The sequence below is a fragment of the Streptomyces viridochromogenes genome (genome assembly GCF_001270495.1).
Taxonomy (GTDB): Bacteria; Actinomycetota; Actinomycetes; order Streptomycetales; family Streptomycetaceae; genus Streptomyces; species Streptomyces viridochromogenes_A.
This window is the reverse complement of the sequence record NZ_LGUR01000265.1, coordinates 141239-157753: the sequence shown is the minus strand read 5'-3', so window position 1 is coordinate 157753 and position 16515 is coordinate 141239. Positions and strand designations below refer to the sequence as shown.

Genomic DNA, 16515 nt, shown 5'->3' with positions numbered 1-16515 from the left:
TGATGACAGGGTTCGATCATGAGGGTTGGACGTGTCGAAGTCCGTCGTAACCGACCAGAAATCAACTTGACCGAACACGGTGGCGCAATAACAGCCCTTTGTCAGGTCATGCGTCAAGAGATGTCGATCGCCGTTTCGGAAACGTGACCGACATCTCGAACGAACACTCAACACTGTGTTGATCGCCCCTGCGGCCGGGCGAAGATCGCCCTCGCGACACCGCGAAGATCGTCCCCGGCGGCGCGGCCCTAGCGCACGACCACTGACCTGGTCTCGCTCACCTGGTCGACCTCCGACGTCCGGACGGTCACCTTCATCTCCCACGTCCCGGCGATGGGGAGGTTGAGGAAGCTGTTGCCCCAGTAGCCGCCCTTGTCCGTGAGTCCGGCGTCGAGGGGGCCGATGTCCTTGGCGGGGTGGGTGAAGGAGATCCGCAGCTCGGGAACGACGGAGACGCCGCCGTCGGGGCCGTAGACGAGCGCCTCGATCGAGTTGTCGCCGACCCGGCCCGGATCGAGGGTGACCTGCACCTTGCCGTGGCCGCCGGGGGTGCCCACGTCGAAGGGGACGTTGGTGACGGAGGCGCCGACGACGGCGGGCGCACCGGCCGCCGCATCGGCCTCCGCCCGGCCGGGCAGCGTGCTGGTGAGGATCGTGGTGACCGCGAGCACCGCCGCACCGACGGCGACCTCGGCGAGGACGGAACGGCGCAGGGCTCGGTGGTGGGGGGCGGTGGGGGGAGGTGGTGCGTCGTCCGTGCGAGGAGATACGTCGTCGGTGCGAGGCGGCACGTCGTCCGTGGAAGGAGGCGGTACGTCGGTCTGCGCCGACGGCTTGGGCAGCGCGGGCCCGCCGACCGCCTCCGGGACGCGCTCCCGCTCCCGCTCCCGGTCCAGGTCCAGGTCCCGATCCCGCTCCCGGACCCGTTCCTCTTCCCGTACGGCCGTCTCCGCGTCGGACGTCGTCGCCAGCCGCGCTGTCCAGCGACGCGAGAGGGCCGCCGCGCCGAGGAGCAGGGCCACCGCGAGCAGCTTGAGGGTCAGGAGCCTGCCGTACGCCGTGCCGCTGAGCGCGTCCCAGGAGCCGAGGCCGCGCCAGGACTGGTAGACGCCGGTGACGACGAGGACGGCCACGGAGGCGAAGGCGAGGCGCGAGAAGCGGGTCACGGCGGCCGGGCTGAGGTGGGCGCGGTACAACGTCACGAGCAGGGCCGTGAGCCCGCCCAGCCATACCGCCGTGGCGAGCAGATGCAGCGCCGAGGACGTCATCGCCACCGGCACCTGGATGCCGGCGGAGGCGTGCTCGCCGGCGGCCCAGGTCAGGGTGAGGCCGACGGCGAGGGCGGCGCCGGCCCAGCCGTACGGCTTGCGCCGCCTGGTCAGTCGTACGAGATAGACGGCGGCGACGGCCAGGAGGCCCAGCCGGACGACGAGGACCGCGCCCGGGCGGCCGGTCAGGGTGCTGGTGAGGGAGTCGGCGCTCAGCGACCCCAGGGGGCCCTCGCCCGTCTCGTACGGGGCGCGCAGCACCAGCAGGGCGAGGGTGGCGGCGAGGAGGGTCCACCAGCTCGCCCTCAGCAGCTTCAGGAGCACTGGCGCGTCCGGTGGGCGGCAGACCGCCATGAACGTCGCCGTGCCGATGAGCAGGGCGACGGCGAGGTAGGCCAGATAGCGGGCGATGTTGTAGAGGCTCTTGGTCGCCGGGTCCTCGGTGGGACCGGTGTCCACGGTGGCCGTGGTGAGGGACGCCTTGCCGACGGAGAACGTGAAGGCGCCGGAGACGGGGTGGCTGTCGGCCGACACCACCCGCCAGGCGACGGTGTACGTCCCCTGGGCCAGCTTCGCGGGCAGCGTCACACGGGCCGTTTCGGCGCCGTCCCGCGCGTGCGTCGGCTCGTCCGTGCGCAGGCGGCGCCCGTCGGGGTCCAGGACGCGGAAGGAGTCGTCGAGCAGTCCGACCGACTCCGTGAAGGTCAGGGTGAGGTGGCGGGGGGCCGACTTGAGGACGGTTCCGTCCTGGGGATCGGTGGCGCGGAGCGCCGCGTGGGCCGACGCGGGGGCCGTGCCGCCGAGGAGGAACAGGACCAGCAGGGTGCCCAGCAGCACCAGCCTTTGAAGTCGTCGCCGGTCTTCAGGTCGACGTTCTCGACGCCCTCGACGCCCTGGCCGTCCGCCATCACACCTCACGCCACATCTCCGTCGTCGGTCGTGCCACCTCGGGGTTACGTACGGATACGAAGGGTTCCGCGCTCACTTGCCCGTCACTTGCCCGTCTCGAACCAGAGCAGCTTCCCGGCGCGACGGTCAAGGGCAGGCGGAGGACGTACACCCAGGTGTCGGGCGGGGACACGGTGCGCAGGGATCCTCCGGACGTCTCGCAAGGAAGGGGGGGTTGAGGGGTGTTGGACCGACCTCGCTCAACTGCCGTGCCTGGCGGTGGCATTGCCTGGAGGCGAAATCCCAGCAGCACGCGGTGGCGGTAGCCCTCCGGCCGCCCGCCCCACCCCTCCGGCCATGTCGGAATGGGCAGTAACGGCCGGACGACCTGCCATTTGGGGATTCGGGCCATGACGCAGCCGAGGACCACCCGGATGATCGCCTGAGCCTGAGACTGGAACCGCGCTTCAGCGAGGCAGCAGGACGTCGACCTGCCCCCGGATGTCCTGCATGATCTCCTCGACGCTCAAGGCGATGTTCACGCTCGCCGCCATGCTGAGGAACATCACGGCGGACACGATGTGTGCCAGCGTCGCGGCGTCGCCCTCTGCGACCCGCTCGTCTCGGCGCAGCACGGCGGCGATGACCTCCTCGGTCTGCGCGACGATGGCCAGTGCCGCGCCGTGCCGGGGCTCCTCGGGGTCGCCGAAGACCATCTCTCGCAGGTAGGTGCGTCCGTTGTCGATCTGGGTGCGGTTGCACTCCACGATCGGCCGGACGATCGCCAGCACCGCGTCCAGCACGCCTGGGACGGTCTCGGCGTCCGCCCGGCCCTGCTCGAGCGCTTCGGCGTACTTGGCGTTCTGCACAAGCAGGAGGAGTTCGCCCTTGGTCTTGGCATAAAGGAACAAGGTCCCGGTGCCGATGTCGGCCTTGTCCGCGATCTGCTGGGTCGTGACCTCATCGACGCCGTGTTCGGCGAACAGCTCACTGGCGGCAGCGACAATGCGGTCGAGCTTTTCCTGCTTGTTCCGCTCGCGCCGTCCGACCGACTGGGGGGCGACAGACATGGCGGTGTCCTCCAGGAATAAATTCTGACTGCGCTCAGTTATGAGAGTAGTTGGCTCTGCTCATTCTTCCACGACGGGGCGAGGAGTCATTGCTCCATCCGTGCACCGCCACGCACTGCACATCCCCTTGGAAAGAAGGAAAAGCAATGCCCTCTCTCGACGGATCAGTCGTCCTCGTCACCGGCGCCAATGGCGGTATGGGCACCCACTTCGTCCACGACGCCCTGGCACGCGGCGCCGCCAAGGTCTACGCCACCGCCCGTTCCCCCCGCGCCTGGGACGATGAACGCATCGTCCCCCTGACCCTTGACGTCACCGACCGCGCGTCGATCGACGCGGCCGTCGCCGCCGCGGCGGATGTCACCGTGCTCGTCAACAACGCGGGCGCCATCCCGCCGAGCGCGAGCCTGCTGGACGTCACCGAGGCGGACATCCGGGCGAACATGGAGACGAACTTCTTCGGGCCGGTCTTCCTCGCCCGCGCCTTCGCACCGGTCCTCGCCGCCAAGAAGGGGTCAGTCCTCATCGACGTGCACTCCGTTGCCAGCTGGTATGCCTTCGGCGGCGCCTACAGCGCGTCCAAGGCCGCACTGTGGTCGGCCACCAACTCGCTGCGCATCGAGTTCGCACCCATGGGCGTCCACGTGACGGGTGTGCACATGGGCTACGTCGACACCGGTATGGCCGCGCACGCCGACGGACCCAAGTTGCTGCCGACGCAGCTGGTGACGACGGTCTACGACGCCGTCGAGGCCGGAGAATACGAGGTCCTGGCCGACGAGTTGACCAAGGGGGTCAAGGCGGCTCTGAGCGGCCCGGTCGAGGCGCTTTACCCGGACCTGCACAGCACGGACGCCTGAGCTTGTTCTTCGGTCCCGACGTGATCTCTTCACGTCGGGACCCCGTGATCCATGGCGTTCAAACAGTTGGCCGGCCGGTGTCGAGAAGGGGTGCACCCTCGCGGCCCTCGAGCGGTGGATGACATCGGCGGTCGATCCGGCGGCAGCCCGATCAGCAGCGGGACACCGCCGTGGTGACAGACCATCGCGGCTGTCACCACGGGCTCAGGCGGTGCCAGGCATCGCGAGTTCGGCCCGGTCGGTGCCGGTGCCGGTGTCGGTGTCGGTGTCGGTGTCGGTGTCGGTGTCGGTGTCGGTGAAGCCTTGGTCAGGCCATGCTCGGCACGCACTCGTCCGCGCATCATCCGGTGTAGTTCGTCCAGCGACCGCCAGGCACTTCCCCCGCCGCGATTCGCAGCGGTGTCGGCGGATACAGGCTGCGCCACTGGGTGGTGAGTCCTGGCCGATCGGCCCGTGGCCCGGAGAGGGCGCCGACGCGTTCGAATTCGCCCGCGATGCTGGTGCGCCGGTCGACCACGGTGCCGAAGACGTCGGAAATCAGGTGGGCCCCGCGGCAAAAGAGGACGGACGCGGCATCGGCTGCGTCCGTGCTCGTCTTCCGATGGGTGTCAGCGTTGCTGGTTGGCGATGCCGATGTAGTGCCCGAGCCGGTACTCGAAGTCGATGCCGGCCTGTTCGACGACGGCCTGCGTGCCTGCGGCCCGGGTGAGGAAACCGGGGAGGGTGAGGGAGTGGGTGAACTCGCCGTACGCGGCGACCAGGTCCGCGTCCGGGGGCAGGGTTGCCCGGTTGATCTGGGCCTTGGCCGAGGCGAGTGAGGTGCGGTCGAAGGAGGCGAGCCGGGCGGCGACGGTGCCGACGAAGGCGTCGAGTTCGCTGTCGGGGAGGGCGCGGGTGACCCAGCCCCAACGCTCGGCGGTGTCGGCGGCGTAGTCGTCGCTGGTGAGGATGGCTTCCAGGGCGCGGTCGCGTCCGATGGCGCGGGGGAGGCGTTCGCTGCCACCACCGCCGGGGAGCAGTCCGCTACCGACCTCGGGCTGTCCGAAGATCGCTTTCTCCCGGCTGGCGTAGCGCAGGTCGAGGGCGAGGGCGAGCTCGTTCCCGCCGCCGCGGGTGCGTCCACGGATGACCGCGATGGTGATGTAGGGCGCTTTGGAGAGTTCCAGGACCAGATTCGTCCATGCCGGCACCGCGTCCGGGTCCTCGGGGGCGGGGAAGTCGGCGGCGGCGGCCAGGTCGAAGTGGTTGTAGAAGAAGTCGGGGGTGGCGCTGTCGAACAGCACGACCTGGATGTCCGGGTCGGTGGCCAGTTCGGTGACGATCTCGATGAGGCGCAGGACCGTCTCGCCGGTGATGAGGTTGACGGGCGGGTTGGCGAAGGTGATCTTCGCGATCTGCGGTGAGGTGCGCTCGTAGTGGATGGTGCTCTGCTGCTCGCTCATGGCTGGCTCCGGATGCGTGAGGGGTATCAGACGGCGATTGGGGTGCGAGGAGGGCAAGGAAGCCGGGGCGGATGGATGTGCCGAGCAGATCCAGTGGTCCCGCTTCCTGTCTGCGCGCCGCTCACTCCTGGTAGCGCGGGAGGATCTCGCCGTTCTTGACGTAGGTGAGGGTGGCGGTGACGTCGTAGGCGTGGATCGCGGAGACTTGCGGTGCCAGGCGGTTGGACAGGTCCTCGATCACGTGGCCGGTGAAGAAGGCGTCCCGTGCCGCGGTGTCGGTGAACCCGAGGCTGACCGAGGCGTGGAAGTGCTGGTCGCGGGGGTTGTCGTGGGCGACGTCCGGGGTGTCCCAGAGCTTTTCGAGCCAGGGCAGGAACGTCTGCGTGCGCAGCTCCTTCAGCACTCCGGTGCCGGCGAGCGCGGGTGCGAGCTGCTCGTTGACGAACTTCCGGAAGGCACCGGCGCCGACCCCGTGTCTGCGGCGAAGGTAGATCAGCGCGCGGGCACCGACCCTCTGTCCGGGGCCTGCGACGTCGTACCACCGAGAGGAGTTCGGCGGGCCGGCGTAGAGCAGGGTGCGGCGGAACACGTTGATCTCGTCGGCGTAGGCCAGCTTCGTCTGCTCGCGCCCTTTCAGGGGTGCGAGCACCGATTGGAAGGTGACTTCCGCGACGCCGTCGATCTTCCGGTCGGCGGGGATCGCGGTCTGGACCCCGTCGATGGCCGGCCACAGGCCCGTGTTGTGCTCGGCGAGGTGGATCTGCCGGTACTCCTCCAGGCCCGGGGTGGCGGAGATGATCCCTGAGTGCGGGCCCTTCCAGTGGTCCATGCCGGTCTGGCGGGGCTGGTCGGTGCGCACCCACAGCAGGATCGAGGAGGTGAGAGGCTTCTTCACTTCCAGGGGTGCGGCGACCGGTGACGTGCTCATGATGTTGCCCTTTTTCCTGGTCAGCTGGTGGTCATCGCGCCAGGAACTCGACCGCTAGGGGGGCGAATTCCTGGTGGTACTGGAAGATGCCGCCGTGCCCGGAGTCGGGGTAGATGATCAGCTCGCTGCCCTTGATGCGCCGGTGCAGGTCCTCCGACAGGACCGAAGGCACCATGCGGTCGTTGTCGCCGTTGGCGATCAGGGTGGGCTGCGTGATCGACGACAGGTCGTCGGGGGCGGAGCGCCCCCACTTCTTGATCGCCTTCAGCTGCGTCTGGAACGCCTTGGTCTTGATCTCCGCGTCGCGGTCGACAGTGCGCTCCTTGAGCCGGTTGACGAACGCGCGCCCGGCGGTCTTGCCGGTGGCGTTGCGGTTGAAGAACAGGAACTCCTTGGGGTCCGAACGGGTCAAGGTGGCGCGCAGGATGTCCCAGTAGGTGATTCTGGCGACCTTGTCCATGTCCTTGCCGCCCTTGGGCCCGGTACCGGTGAGGACGAGCTTGCGGACGAGCTCGGGGTGCTTCACCACCAAGGCCTGAGCGACCATGCCGCCGAGGGAGAAGGAGAAGACGTCGATCTTGTCGTACCCGAGCGCCTTGATGAAGGTGTAGGCGTCGTCGGCCATCGCCTCGACACTGTCCGGCACCTGACCGGTGGACGCCCCGACACCGCGGTTGTCGAAGGCGATGACGTGACGGCCCTTCGCGATGGGGTCGACGATGCGGGGGTCCCAGTTGTCCAGGGTCGCGGCGAGGTGGACGAAGAAGACGACGGGGATGCCGCCCTTCGGTCCCAGCTCGCGGTAGGCGTAGGTGACGCCGCCGGCCCTGACGGTGCGGGCCGGGGCCTTCGCGTAGGAGGTGATGACGGCTTCCTCAGGGGTGTTGGTGCTGCTCATGATGGATTCTCCTTGCGTGTTCTGTGTCGCTGTGTGTTTCGTGTCGCCCGTCGCGGTTGCGGCGGGTCAGCTGTGGCCGATGACGGCCTTGCCGCGGATGCCACCCTGGGACAGGGACTGCAGCGCCTGCGGGGTCTGGTCGAAGCCGACCACCTTTCCCACGACCGGACGCACCACGCCCTCGTCGATGAGGGTGGTGATCTGGCGGAGCTGGTCGCCGCTGGCGCGCATGAACAGGAACTCGTACGTCACGCCGAGCTTCTTGGCCTGCCTGCGGATCTTGCCGCTCAGGCCGGTGACCGCCAGGCGCAGCAGCGGGTTCAGGCCGGCCTCGCGGGCGAACGCGGGGTCCGGGGGACCGGTGATCCCGATGGCTTTGCCGCCGGGCTTGAGCACCCGCAGGGACTTCTCGAGGGTCTCCCCGCCGATGCTGTCCAGCACCAGGTCGTAGCCGGTCAGGAGCTGCTCGAAGTCCTGGCTGCGGTAATCGATCACCGTGTCCGCGCCGAGCGCGCGCACGAAGTCCGCGTTGGAACCGCTGGCGGTCGTGGCGACGCTCGCACCGAGGTGCGCGGCGAGCTGGATCGCGATCGAACCGACCCCGCCGGCGCCGGCGTGGATGAGAACCTTCTGCCCTGGCCGCACCTTCCCGCGCTCCACCAGCGCCTGCCACGCCGTGAGCGCCGCCAGCGGCAGCGAGCCCGCCTCTGCCATGCTGATCGAAGCGGGCTTGAGCGCCAGGTCGCCCTCGGCTACGGCGATGCGCTCGGCGAACGTGCCGATGCGGTCCTGGTGGGGCCGGGCGTACACCTCGTCTCCGGGCTTGAAGCCGCGAACTGCCGTCCCGACGCTGATGACGGTGCCCGCGACGTCGTTACCCAGGATCAGCGGCAGCTTGTAGGGCAGGATCTGCTTGAACTCACCGGCGCGGATCTTCTCATCCAGCGGGTTCAGTCCGGCGGCCTCCACCCGGACGAGCACGTCGTGCTCCCCCACGGTGGGCTCGGGGACGTCCGCCTCCTGCAGCGGCTCCTTGTACTTGGCGACGACGAACGCTCGCATGGGGCGCCACTCCTTATCTTCGTCCTATTTATCCAGGCGTGAGGCCAGATCAGCCAATTTCGGCGTGACGCCTAGGGTCTCGCCTCACTCCAACAACCCGAGTACACTCAACTATGAGTCTACTCAGAATTATTGTCAAGGGAGGTCCCATGGGACGCGGCCACATGCCGATCGGACGCCGCGAGCGGGCCAAGCAGGCCAAGCGCGAGCGCATCATGACCGCAGCCCGCGAACTGTTCGCCGAACACGGCGTCAGCGGGGTCACGACACAGCAGATCGCCCGCCGGGCCGACGTCGCGATCGGCACTCTTTACCTGTACGCGTCCACGAAGGCCGAGTTGCTGATCATGGTGCAGAACGAGAAGTTCGCCGCCGCCATCGATTCCGGCCTCGCCGCCGCGAACGCCGCCGTCGGCCAGGGCGTACTGGAGCCGGTCGTCGCTCTCCTCCGTCCCGTGGTGGAGTGCCTGAGGGAGCACACCGAGAACGGCCGCACATACCTGCACGAACTCGTCTTCGGCGACCCGGCCGAGCCCTACCGGCAAGCGGGTCTAGCCCTTGCCGGCCGCCTCGAGGACGGCATCACCGGCCTGCTCACCCGCAACGAGTACATCGATGCCGCCGACGCGGCGACGCTGGCGCGGGTGATCACCGCGATCATCCACATCAGCACCACCGCCACCCTGTACCTGCACCGGAGTGACGAAGCCGTCCTCGCCGACATCCGCGACCAGATCCACGCCACCCTGGCGCCCCACCACCGCGCGGCATGACCACTCGCTCCACGGGCCAACCATCGAACACCTTGGAAAGGGGGTACGTCGTGAGCGTGCACTACGACGTCATCGCCCTCGGTGCCGGCTCGAGCGGGTACGTCGCCGCGATCCGCACCGCGCAACTCGGCAAGAACATCCAGTCCGGAGTCCGGCAGTGCGGACGACGGACAGCCGCAAACCCTGTCCACAACAAGATCTCCTCGGACCTCCCAACCGACCGGCCCGCATTGAATATCAGCGCATTGCGTTGGCCGAGTCTGTGCCCTTTGAGGCGGACGGCCTTGGCGTCTGAGCTGGAGGAACTGGCCCAGTCCAGGGCGGATCCGGCCGACACACTCGGCTCACAGGCGGGAGCGGAATCCGCCCGCGCTCACCACGTCGGCCGAGCCGACACCCCGCCATCCACCACCAGGTCATGCCCCGTGACCCACGACGCGAGCCCCGACGCCAGGAACACACACGCGTCGCCCACGTCCTCCGCCCGCCCCAGCCTCCCCGCGGGAGCGGCCTCCCGCCACCTGCGCACCCCGTCCGGCCACGCCTCCTCCAGCCCCTCCCGCTCGACCAGGCCGGGCGACACCGTGTTGACGCGGATCCCGAAACGCCCGTACTCCAGGGCGGCCGAGCGGGCATGCATGACCACCGCCGCCTTGGACGCGGAGTAGTGCGCGTGCGCGGGTGCCGGATGCGTCGCCTCGATGGAGGCGATGTGGGTCACCGAGCCGCCGGGCCCCGCCTGCCCCCGCATGACCTCGACCGCGGCCTGCGTGCAGGCGAAGACGCTCGACAGGTTGGTGTCCACGACGGCCCGCCACTCCTCCACCGTCATCCCGGACAGCTCCCGGGTCGGCTGTACGCCCGCGTTGTTGACCAGCGCCGTCAGCCGGCCGCCGCCCCACTCCGCGGCCTCGCCGACCAGCCGCCGGCAGGCGTCCTCGTCGGTCAGGTCGGCCCGTAGGACGAGGGCCCGCCCGCCCGACTCCCGGACGCGCCGCGCCACGTCGTCCGCCGCCCGCACCGCCGTACGGCAGTGCAGCACGACCGCCGCCCCCTCCTGCGCGAACCGGGTCGCGATGCCCCGCCCGATGCCGCCGCCCGCGCCCGTGACGAGGGCGACCTGTCCTTCGAGGAGTCCGTGTCCGCTCATGGTCGGCACAGTGTCGCGATACGCGCGGCCTCGGAGGGATAGCGCGCCGTCAGGTCCGCCGGGTCGCCGTGCTCGTAGCCCTCGTAGGTGAAGCCGGGGGCCATCGTGCAGCCGAAGAAGGTCCAGGACCCGCCCGCCGCCACCCGCGCGCCCATCCAGGTACCGGCGGGCACGGTGAACTGGATGTGCTGGCCTTGCGGGAGGCCGGGGCCGAGCACGGCCGTGCGGGACGTGCCGTCGGGCGCGAGGAGCAGGAGTTCCAGGGGGTCGCCCAGATAGAAGTGCCAGACCTCGTCGGACGGCAGGCGGTGCAGGGCCGAGAAGTCGTCCGCGGTGAGCAGCACGACTATCGCCGACCCCTGCGGGCGCCCGTCGGCCAGCTCCGGTCCCGCCCAGGTGCGCCGGAACAGCCCGCCCTCTCGCGGGATCGGCTCCAGTTCGTAGTGCGCGACGAGGTCTTCAGGAGTCACGCCGGGAAGGCTACCCCCCGGTCGAGGAAGGCCAGTTGAGCGTCCTTCCGCGGTATGAACACCTCCGGGAGGTCGACCTCGGGCAGCACGACCGTCGGGCCCGCGGTGAAGCCCTGCCTGAGGAAACGGGCGATGGCCTTCTCGTTGCGCACGTCGGGGTCCACCACCACCCGCTGCCGGTCCAGGGTGAGGAAGACGTACGACGTCACCACCGTCAGGAGCGCCGAGGTCCAGCCGGACCGCCTGCCCCCGGCACCGGCGGGCGCCAGCAGCAGATGGACGCCGATGTCGCCGGGGCGGACGTCGTAGCACTCGCTGACGCGGTCGGCCTCCGGCTCGTACGTCTGGAGGAGCGCGACCGGGTCGGCGTCCCGCAGGACCAGGAAGGCGTGGTGGGTGTCGAGGGTCTCCATATGGGCGTAGATCTCGGCCACCTGGTCCCTGGTCAGGCCGTTCATGCCCCAGAACGCGGCCCGCTCCTCCCCGGCCCAGCCGTGGACGACCTCGGCGTCCGCCTGCGGGTCCAGGGGACGGATACCGACGGTGCCGAAGCCGTCGACCACCTCTTCGTGCACCCATGCGCGGGCTGCCGTCGGCTGCTCAGACATCGGACTCCTTCTCGAACTCGGTGAGCTCGGTCAACTCGGTCAACTCGGTGAACTTCGTGAGCTTGGTGAAATCGGTCTGGACCGGGACCAGGTCTCCCCCCAGCCACAACGGGAGTTGGTCGCGGTGGTGCGGTGAACCGGGGATGCCGCAGGCGCCGAGCGGGACCACCCAGCGGCTGGCCTCGCGGTCGGCCAGGTCCCAGACGTAGCGGGCGGCGGGGCCGCGCGCGCTCAGGTCGGTGACGCCGGGTACGGCCGAGGTGCACAGCACGCAGTCGTGGTCGCCGGAGAGGCCGGGTGCCTCGTACGACGGGTCGGCCAGCGCCCGCCAGGGGGCCAGGCGGTGGGTGTCGCCCCAGGTCCGGCCCCGGCTCTCGCTCCTCCCGGTTCCGACGGGCTGCCCGGCGGCCACCTCCTCGACCGCCGCGCGGACGGTCCCGGCGCGGTCGATGCCGTACAACTCCTCGGCGCGCAGCAGGTGTTCGAGGGCGAACCCGACGCGCGGCAGCAGGGCCAGCCAGGGGAGGAGGACCTCCGGGTAGGCGGGCGGGGCGGAGAGTGCGGCGAAGGCCGGGTGGGCGGCGAGTCGCCGTACGACAGCACTGCGCACCGCCGCGTACAGGGCGGCCGCCTCGCTGTCCGCGTCCATACGGCGGTCCCAGCCCAGGAGGGCCTCCCGGACGCGGGCGGCCTCGGGGGAGAGGGGAGCGTCGATGGCGCTCAAGAGGTCCAGCAGGGGTGTGGCGGACGCCAGTCGGGTGTCCATGTGGATCGCCGGCATGTCCGCGGCCGACCAGCGGTCCTTCTCCCCCAGCAGCGCCGTGATGCGGTCGGCGCGATGCGGCGGGGCGAACTCGACGCCCAGCGGTGCGGCGAGGCCGCGCTGGTTGGCCATGGCTGCGATGCCGTCGGTGAGCCCGCCGCGGGGCGTCTCGTGCCAGCCCTGCCAGTCGTGGCCGGGCTCCCAGGCGGGCACCAGCCGGGTGCGGTTGGCCGCGGAGCGCACCGGCACCTTTCCGGCGACGCGGTGCAGCAGGCCGCCCTCGGTGTCGGCGGCCTGGACGACGTTGACGGGCTCCGCCCACAGGTCGACGGCACGGTCGACGTCGGCGACCCGGCGGGCGCGCAGGAGGGGGAGGAGGGCGCTGAAGCCGAGGTCGGAGGTGACGCGGGGTGGGTAGCGGAGGGCGACGGCGAGGGGCGGGGTGTCGTCCGGGGTGTCGTCCGGGGTGTCGGGGAACACCTCGGACAGTCCGCCGGAGAAACCTTCCTGCATCCCGTCGGGCACCCCCTCGGGCCCTCCGATCACCACCGGTCCCCGCTCCGTCTCGATCACCTCGACCTCGGCCGGCTCCTCCTCCCCCGCGACCTGGACCACCTCGGTGTGCCGGGCGGCGCGACGCCAGACCCCGTCCGGCCCCAGGGCCTCCACCCCCGCCCCCGTACGCCGCAGCCGCTCCCGGTACAGGTCCTGGTAGTCGGCCATGGCGTTGGTGATGGCCCAGGCGACCGTGCCGGTGTGGCCGAAGTGGGCGATGCCGGGGATGCCCGGGACGGCGAGGCCGACGACGTCGAACTCGGGGCAGGAGAGGTGGATCTGCTGGTAGACGCCGGGTTCCTCGATGAAGCGGTGCGGGTCGCCGGCGATGATCGCGTGTCCGGTGACGGTCCGTTCGCCGCTGACCAGCCAGCCGTTGCTGCCGGAGGTGGCGGGCCCGTCGGTGGCGAACAGGTGGACCGCGTCGGCGCCGAGATGCCGTACGACCTGCTCACGCCAGAGCTTGGCCGGGAAGCCGGCGAAGAGGATGTGGATGCCGAGCCAGACGCCGAGCGGGGTCCAGGGCTCCCAGCGGCCGGGGGCGAGCCCGGTCCGCGCGAACTCCGGCGTACGGCGGGCGCCCTCGGCCAGTCCCTCGTTCACGCCGTCGACGTACGCCCGCACCCACCCCGCCGACTCCGGGTCCCGTCTCTCCAGTTCGGCGAAGCAGCGTCTCGCCGTGTCGTCGAGGCGGGCCCGTCTGACGAACCGGTCCCAGGGCAGGGCCTCGGCCCCGAGGAAGGACGCGGACGTGCCCTGGGACCGGTGCCGCTCCACCTCCAGCTGCCAGGCCCGGTCGAGGGCGGTGACACGGCCCTGCACCCGGGCGAGTGCCATCGTGTCGTCCGCGCGAAGATGCGGAATGCCCCAGGCATCACGGAAGATCTCGCCGGTCACCTGTGCCCCTCCTTTGCTTTAGGTTAGCCTTGCCTAAGTCATTGGTGCGGGAATGGTACGTGAAGGGTGAACAAGCCATGGTGCAGGGGCACGGCTGGGAGGGCGCGGTCCTGAAGCTGCTGCGCGCCAAGGACTTCGTGTTCACGGTGACGGGCGCCGAGGACGTCACCGAGAACTACCGTCGCGTCCACCTCACGGACGGCGGCATGCTGGCCGCGACCGGCGTCCACCCCACCATGTGGGTCCGGCTGTGGTTCGACAACGCGGGCAAGCCCCACCAGCGCGCCTACACCCTGGTCGACCCGGACCCCGCGGCCGGCACCTTCAGCCTGGAGTTCGCCCTGCACGAGGGGTGCGCCAGCGACTGGGCGCGGGCGGCGAAGCCCGGCGACACGATCGAGGCGACCATCCACGGCACGGGCTTCGAGCGGCCCGAGCCCGCCCCCTCCCATGTCTTCGCCATCGCGGACCCGGCCTCCCTCCCCGCCCTCAACTCCCTCCTCACCGCCCTGGACTCGTCCCCGGCCACGGTGTGGTTCGAGGGCGGCGAGCAGGACGGACTCCCCTTCCGCACCGAGCCGTCCCGCCACGACATACGGACGCTGCCGAGGCGCGACGCCGGCGCCCACCTGGTCGCCCAGGTGAAGGAGGCCCTGCCCGGCCTTCTCAAGGGCACCTCCGACCCGTACGTCTGGATCGCCTGCGACACGGCGACGACCCGCGCCCTCACGTCGTACGTCCGCAAGGAGCTGGGCCTGCCGAAGCAGCGGGTGAACGCCCTGGGGTACTGGCGCGCCTGACCCGGCCCACGGCTGCGGGGCCTGGGTCGAGGGGGCATGATCGGGGGCATGGACGTCACCCTTCACCTCGCCCAGGACCCCGAGGCCGACGAGCTCCTCGGCCGCAGCCCGCTCGCCGCGCTGGTCGGCATGCTGCTGGACCAGCAGGTTCCGATGGAGTGGGCGTTCAAGGGGCCCCGCACGATCGCGGACCGGCTCGGCGCGGACGACCTGGACGCGCACGACATCGCCGCGCAGGACCCGGAGGCCTTCGTCGCCCTGCTGTCGGAGAAGCCGGCCGTGCACCGCTACCCGGGGTCCATGGCCAAGCGGATCCAGCAGCTGTGCCAGTACCTCGTCGAGCACTACGACGGTGAGGCCGAGCTCGTCTGGAAGGGCGTCGAGGACGGTCGCGAACTGCTGCGCCGACTGCAGGAACTGCCCGGCTTCGGCAAGCAGAAGGCACAGATCTTCCTCGCGCTGCTGGGCAAGCAGCTCGGCGTACGGCCCCAGGGCTGGCAGGAGGCCGCCGGCGCCTACGGCGAGACGCAGTCCTTCCGCTCCGTCGCCGACATCACCGGCCCCGAGTCGCTGGCCAAGGTGCGCGCGCACAAGCAGGAGATGAAGGCGGCGGCGAAGGCCGCGAAGGCCGCGGGGAAGTAGGTACGGCGGCGGGGAACGCGAGCGGGTGCCGGGGCGCGGGCGTGGTCGGGCGCCCGTGACCACCGTCCCGCCACCCGGCGCGGAACGGCCGCCTGAGCCTGCCGCCCGGCGGGTTCCGTCATTCGTTCCGTCATTCGTGCCGTCATTCATGCCGTCATTCATGCCGTCATTCGAGTGGCCCACCCCGAATGGCGGCGTGGGCCGGGTCGTTCCCAGCATGGATCATGACCGAGCCACCGACCGGCTCCCCCTGGGGCCGGGACTACGACGACCGGCGGGTCCATGCCGGGCAGCCGCCCGGGGCGGGGCCGGGCACGGGCAGGGGTATCGGCACGGGTACGGCCCATGAGCCCGAGCCGCCCCTCGAAGGCCCCCTGCACGCCCTCTCCCGCGCCGCCTGGCAGGTCGTGCTGGGCACCGGCGTCTGCTCGCTGGTCCTGGGCGTCCTGGTCCTGGTCTGGCCGGGCGCCCCGCTCTTCGTCTCCGGTGTGCTCTTCGGCCTCTACCTCCTGATCAGCGGTGTGTTCCAGCTGGTCTCGGCCTTCGGCACGCACCGCACGACCTCGCTGCGGGTGCTGGCGTTCATCAGCGGCACCCTGTCGGTCGTCCTCGGTCTGTTCTGCTTCCGCCGCCCGATGCAGTCGATCCTGCTGCTCGCCCTGTGGATCGGCATCGGCTGGCTCATCCGCGGCATCTCCCAGCTCCTGGCCGCCGTCTCCGACAGGTCCATGCCGGCCCGCGGCTGGCAGATCTTCCTGGGGATCGTCACCGTCATCGGCGGCATCGTGCTGATCGACTCCCCGATCGAGTCGGTCACCGTGCTGATGTGGCTCGGCGGGTGCTGGCTGGTGGTGGTCGGCGTGGTCGAGATCGCCATCGCGCTCCGGATCCGGGGGCGGGCCCGCCAGGTCCCGCACGAGCTGTGATACGCGCCGCGAACCCGTACGCCGTGCGGGCGGTTCTCGCCCGGCACGGGATGAACCGCGTGCGTCCACCGGGCAGATGACTTCCCGTGAGTACCGCGAGTACCGCACGATGCCGCTCGCGCAGCCGCACCTGGCTGCGGGTCCTCGTGCTGCTGCTCGCCCTGCTGGTGCCGGGCGCCCACACCCAGGCGCACGCCCAGCCCTTCGTAACCGGTGTCTCCGGCAGCTCCGGTGCCTCCGGTGCCTCGGGTTCGGGTGAGGCCGCCGAGCACGATGTCCTGGACACGGTCCTGCGGCCGCCGGCCCGCGGCGACCGGCGCAGCACCGTACGGCCGGTACGGCAGGGCCCCGGCCCGCTGCCGAAGCCCGCACGCGCCGTCCGGACGTGCCCGAGCAACCTCACGCCGCCACCGGCACCGGCACCGGTACCGGCGCCGTACGTCTCGCACCTCCTGCGCACTGTGGTCCTGCGCTGCTGACAGCCCTTCGCCACGAGGTCAGTCAGCGACGACACG

At 70.5% G+C, this 16515-nt stretch carries 16 protein-coding genes; 6 read left to right on the top strand and 10 right to left on the bottom strand.

Annotated features, from left to right (window positions below; all coding sequences use genetic code 11):
* Window positions 1–248: 248 nt before the first annotated feature.
* Window positions 249–2105, bottom strand: coding sequence for a copper resistance protein CopC (locus ADK36_RS44230; RefSeq protein ID WP_053201598.1), 1857 nt, complete (start codon window positions 2103–2105; stop codon window positions 249–251).
* Window positions 2106–2623: 518 nt separating this feature from the next.
* Window positions 2624–3226 (bottom strand): TetR/AcrR family transcriptional regulator, encoded by a 603-nt coding sequence (locus ADK36_RS44225; protein ID WP_048582193.1) that lies wholly within the window; start codon window positions 3224–3226, stop codon window positions 2624–2626.
* A 146-nt stretch (window positions 3227–3372) separates the two neighbouring features.
* On the opposite strand from ADK36_RS44225, the gene ADK36_RS44220 reads away from it, so the two are divergent.
* Window positions 3373–4086: an SDR family oxidoreductase gene (locus ADK36_RS44220; protein WP_053201596.1), complete on the top strand. Its 714-nt coding sequence runs from the start codon at window positions 3373–3375 to the stop codon at window positions 4084–4086.
* A gap of 608 nt (window positions 4087–4694) precedes the next feature.
* On the opposite strand, the gene ADK36_RS44215 is transcribed toward ADK36_RS44220, so the two are convergent.
* The 4 genes from ADK36_RS44215 to ADK36_RS44200 form a co-directional block, all read right to left on the bottom strand.
* Entirely contained in the window at window positions 4695–5528 is an 834-nt protein-coding gene (locus ADK36_RS44215) for an enoyl-CoA hydratase/isomerase family protein (RefSeq protein WP_053201595.1), read from the bottom strand.
* A 121-nt stretch (window positions 5529–5649) separates the two neighbouring features.
* A complete protein-coding gene (locus tag ADK36_RS44210) occupies window positions 5650–6456 on the bottom strand; it encodes a hypothetical protein (RefSeq protein ID WP_048582196.1) in 807 nt (268 codons plus the stop codon).
* A gap of 31 nt (window positions 6457–6487) precedes the next feature.
* Entirely contained in the window at window positions 6488–7354 is an 867-nt protein-coding gene (locus ADK36_RS44205; RefSeq protein ID WP_048582197.1) for an alpha/beta fold hydrolase, read from the bottom strand.
* 66 nt (window positions 7355–7420) lie between these two features.
* On the bottom strand, window positions 7421–8416 hold the full coding sequence (locus ADK36_RS44200) for an NADP-dependent oxidoreductase (RefSeq protein ID WP_048582198.1): 996 nt from the start codon (window positions 8414–8416) through the stop codon (window positions 7421–7423).
* A 149-nt stretch (window positions 8417–8565) separates the two neighbouring features.
* Between ADK36_RS44200 and ADK36_RS44195 the strand changes: the two genes are divergently transcribed.
* Window positions 8566–9189 carry a TetR/AcrR family transcriptional regulator gene (locus ADK36_RS44195; protein WP_048582199.1) on the top strand — a complete coding sequence of 208 codons (624 nt, stop codon included), beginning with the start codon at window positions 8566–8568 and terminating at the stop codon, window positions 9187–9189.
* 373 nt (window positions 9190–9562) lie between these two features.
* Here the strand turns inward: ADK36_RS44195 and ADK36_RS44190 are convergent, their stop codons facing one another.
* From ADK36_RS44190 to ADK36_RS44175, 4 genes are read right to left on the bottom strand one after another with little or no spacing between them, the layout of a single operon-like run.
* Window positions 9563–10339, bottom strand: a complete 777-nt coding sequence (locus ADK36_RS44190) for an SDR family NAD(P)-dependent oxidoreductase (RefSeq protein WP_048582200.1) — start codon at window positions 10337–10339, stop codon at window positions 9563–9565.
* Window positions 10336–10809 carry a cupin domain-containing protein gene (locus tag ADK36_RS44185; protein ID WP_048582201.1) on the bottom strand — a complete coding sequence of 158 codons (474 nt, stop codon included), beginning with the start codon at window positions 10807–10809 and terminating at the stop codon, window positions 10336–10338. The genes ADK36_RS44190 and ADK36_RS44185 overlap by 4 nt, the downstream gene beginning before the upstream one ends.
* A complete protein-coding gene (locus tag ADK36_RS44180) occupies window positions 10806–11417 on the bottom strand; it encodes a GNAT family N-acetyltransferase (protein ID WP_048582202.1) in 612 nt (203 codons plus the stop codon). Before ADK36_RS44180 ends, ADK36_RS44185 begins: the two co-directional genes overlap by 4 nt.
* On the bottom strand, window positions 11410–13632 hold the full coding sequence (locus tag ADK36_RS44175) for a penicillin acylase family protein (protein ID WP_048582203.1): 2223 nt from the start codon (window positions 13630–13632) through the stop codon (window positions 11410–11412). Before ADK36_RS44175 ends, ADK36_RS44180 begins: the two co-directional genes overlap by 8 nt.
* Before the next feature lie 77 nt (window positions 13633–13709).
* On the opposite strand from ADK36_RS44175, the gene ADK36_RS44170 reads away from it, so the two are divergent.
* The 4 genes from ADK36_RS44170 (at window position 13710) to ADK36_RS44155 (ending at window position 16479) form a co-directional block, all read left to right on the top strand.
* The gene (locus tag ADK36_RS44170) at window positions 13710–14432 is read left to right on the top strand and encodes a siderophore-interacting protein (protein WP_048582204.1); all 723 of its coding nucleotides are present in this window, start codon (window positions 13710–13712) and stop codon (window positions 14430–14432) included.
* A gap of 48 nt (window positions 14433–14480) precedes the next feature.
* Window positions 14481–15074, top strand: a complete 594-nt coding sequence (locus ADK36_RS44165) for an HhH-GPD-type base excision DNA repair protein (protein ID WP_048582205.1) — start codon at window positions 14481–14483, stop codon at window positions 15072–15074.
* A 224-nt stretch (window positions 15075–15298) separates the two neighbouring features.
* On the top strand, window positions 15299–16000 hold the full coding sequence (locus ADK36_RS44160; protein ID WP_048582206.1) for an HdeD family acid-resistance protein: 702 nt from the start codon (window positions 15299–15301) through the stop codon (window positions 15998–16000).
* Window positions 16001–16086: 86 nt separating this feature from the next.
* The gene (locus ADK36_RS44155) at window positions 16087–16479 is read left to right on the top strand and encodes a hypothetical protein (RefSeq protein ID WP_107083731.1); all 393 of its coding nucleotides are present in this window, start codon (window positions 16087–16089) and stop codon (window positions 16477–16479) included.
* The last annotated feature ends 36 nt before the right edge of the window (window positions 16480–16515 follow it).

Bases quoted from the DNA above. Each gene is read 5' to 3' on its own strand.
- ADK36_RS44225 (WP_048582193.1), bottom strand. From the start codon at position 3,226: ATGTCTGTCGCCCCCCAGTCGGTCGGACGGCGCGAGCGGAACAAGCAG.
- ADK36_RS44220 (WP_053201596.1), top strand. From the start codon at position 3,373: ATGCCCTCTCTCGACGGATCAGTCGTCCTCGTCACCGGCGCCAATGGC.
- ADK36_RS44215 (WP_053201595.1), bottom strand. From the start codon at position 5,528: ATGAGCGAGCAGCAGAGCACCATCCACTACGAGCGCACCTCACCGCAG.
- ADK36_RS44210 (WP_048582196.1), bottom strand. From the start codon at position 6,456: ATGAGCACGTCACCGGTCGCCGCACCCCTGGAAGTGAAGAAGCCTCTC.
- ADK36_RS44205 (WP_048582197.1), bottom strand. From the start codon at position 7,354: ATGAGCAGCACCAACACCCCTGAGGAAGCCGTCATCACCTCCTACGCG.
- ADK36_RS44200 (WP_048582198.1), bottom strand. From the start codon at position 8,416: ATGCGAGCGTTCGTCGTCGCCAAGTACAAGGAGCCGCTGCAGGAGGCG.
- ADK36_RS44195 (WP_048582199.1), top strand. From the start codon at position 8,566: ATGGGACGCGGCCACATGCCGATCGGACGCCGCGAGCGGGCCAAGCAG.
- ADK36_RS44190 (WP_048582200.1), bottom strand. From the start codon at position 10,339: ATGAGCGGACACGGACTCCTCGAAGGACAGGTCGCCCTCGTCACGGGC.
- ADK36_RS44180 (WP_048582202.1), bottom strand. From the start codon at position 11,417: ATGTCTGAGCAGCCGACGGCAGCCCGCGCATGGGTGCACGAAGAGGTG.
- ADK36_RS44170 (WP_048582204.1), top strand. From the start codon at position 13,710: ATGGTGCAGGGGCACGGCTGGGAGGGCGCGGTCCTGAAGCTGCTGCGC.
- ADK36_RS44165 (WP_048582205.1), top strand. From the start codon at position 14,481: ATGGACGTCACCCTTCACCTCGCCCAGGACCCCGAGGCCGACGAGCTC.
- ADK36_RS44160 (WP_048582206.1), top strand. From the start codon at position 15,299: ATGACCGAGCCACCGACCGGCTCCCCCTGGGGCCGGGACTACGACGAC.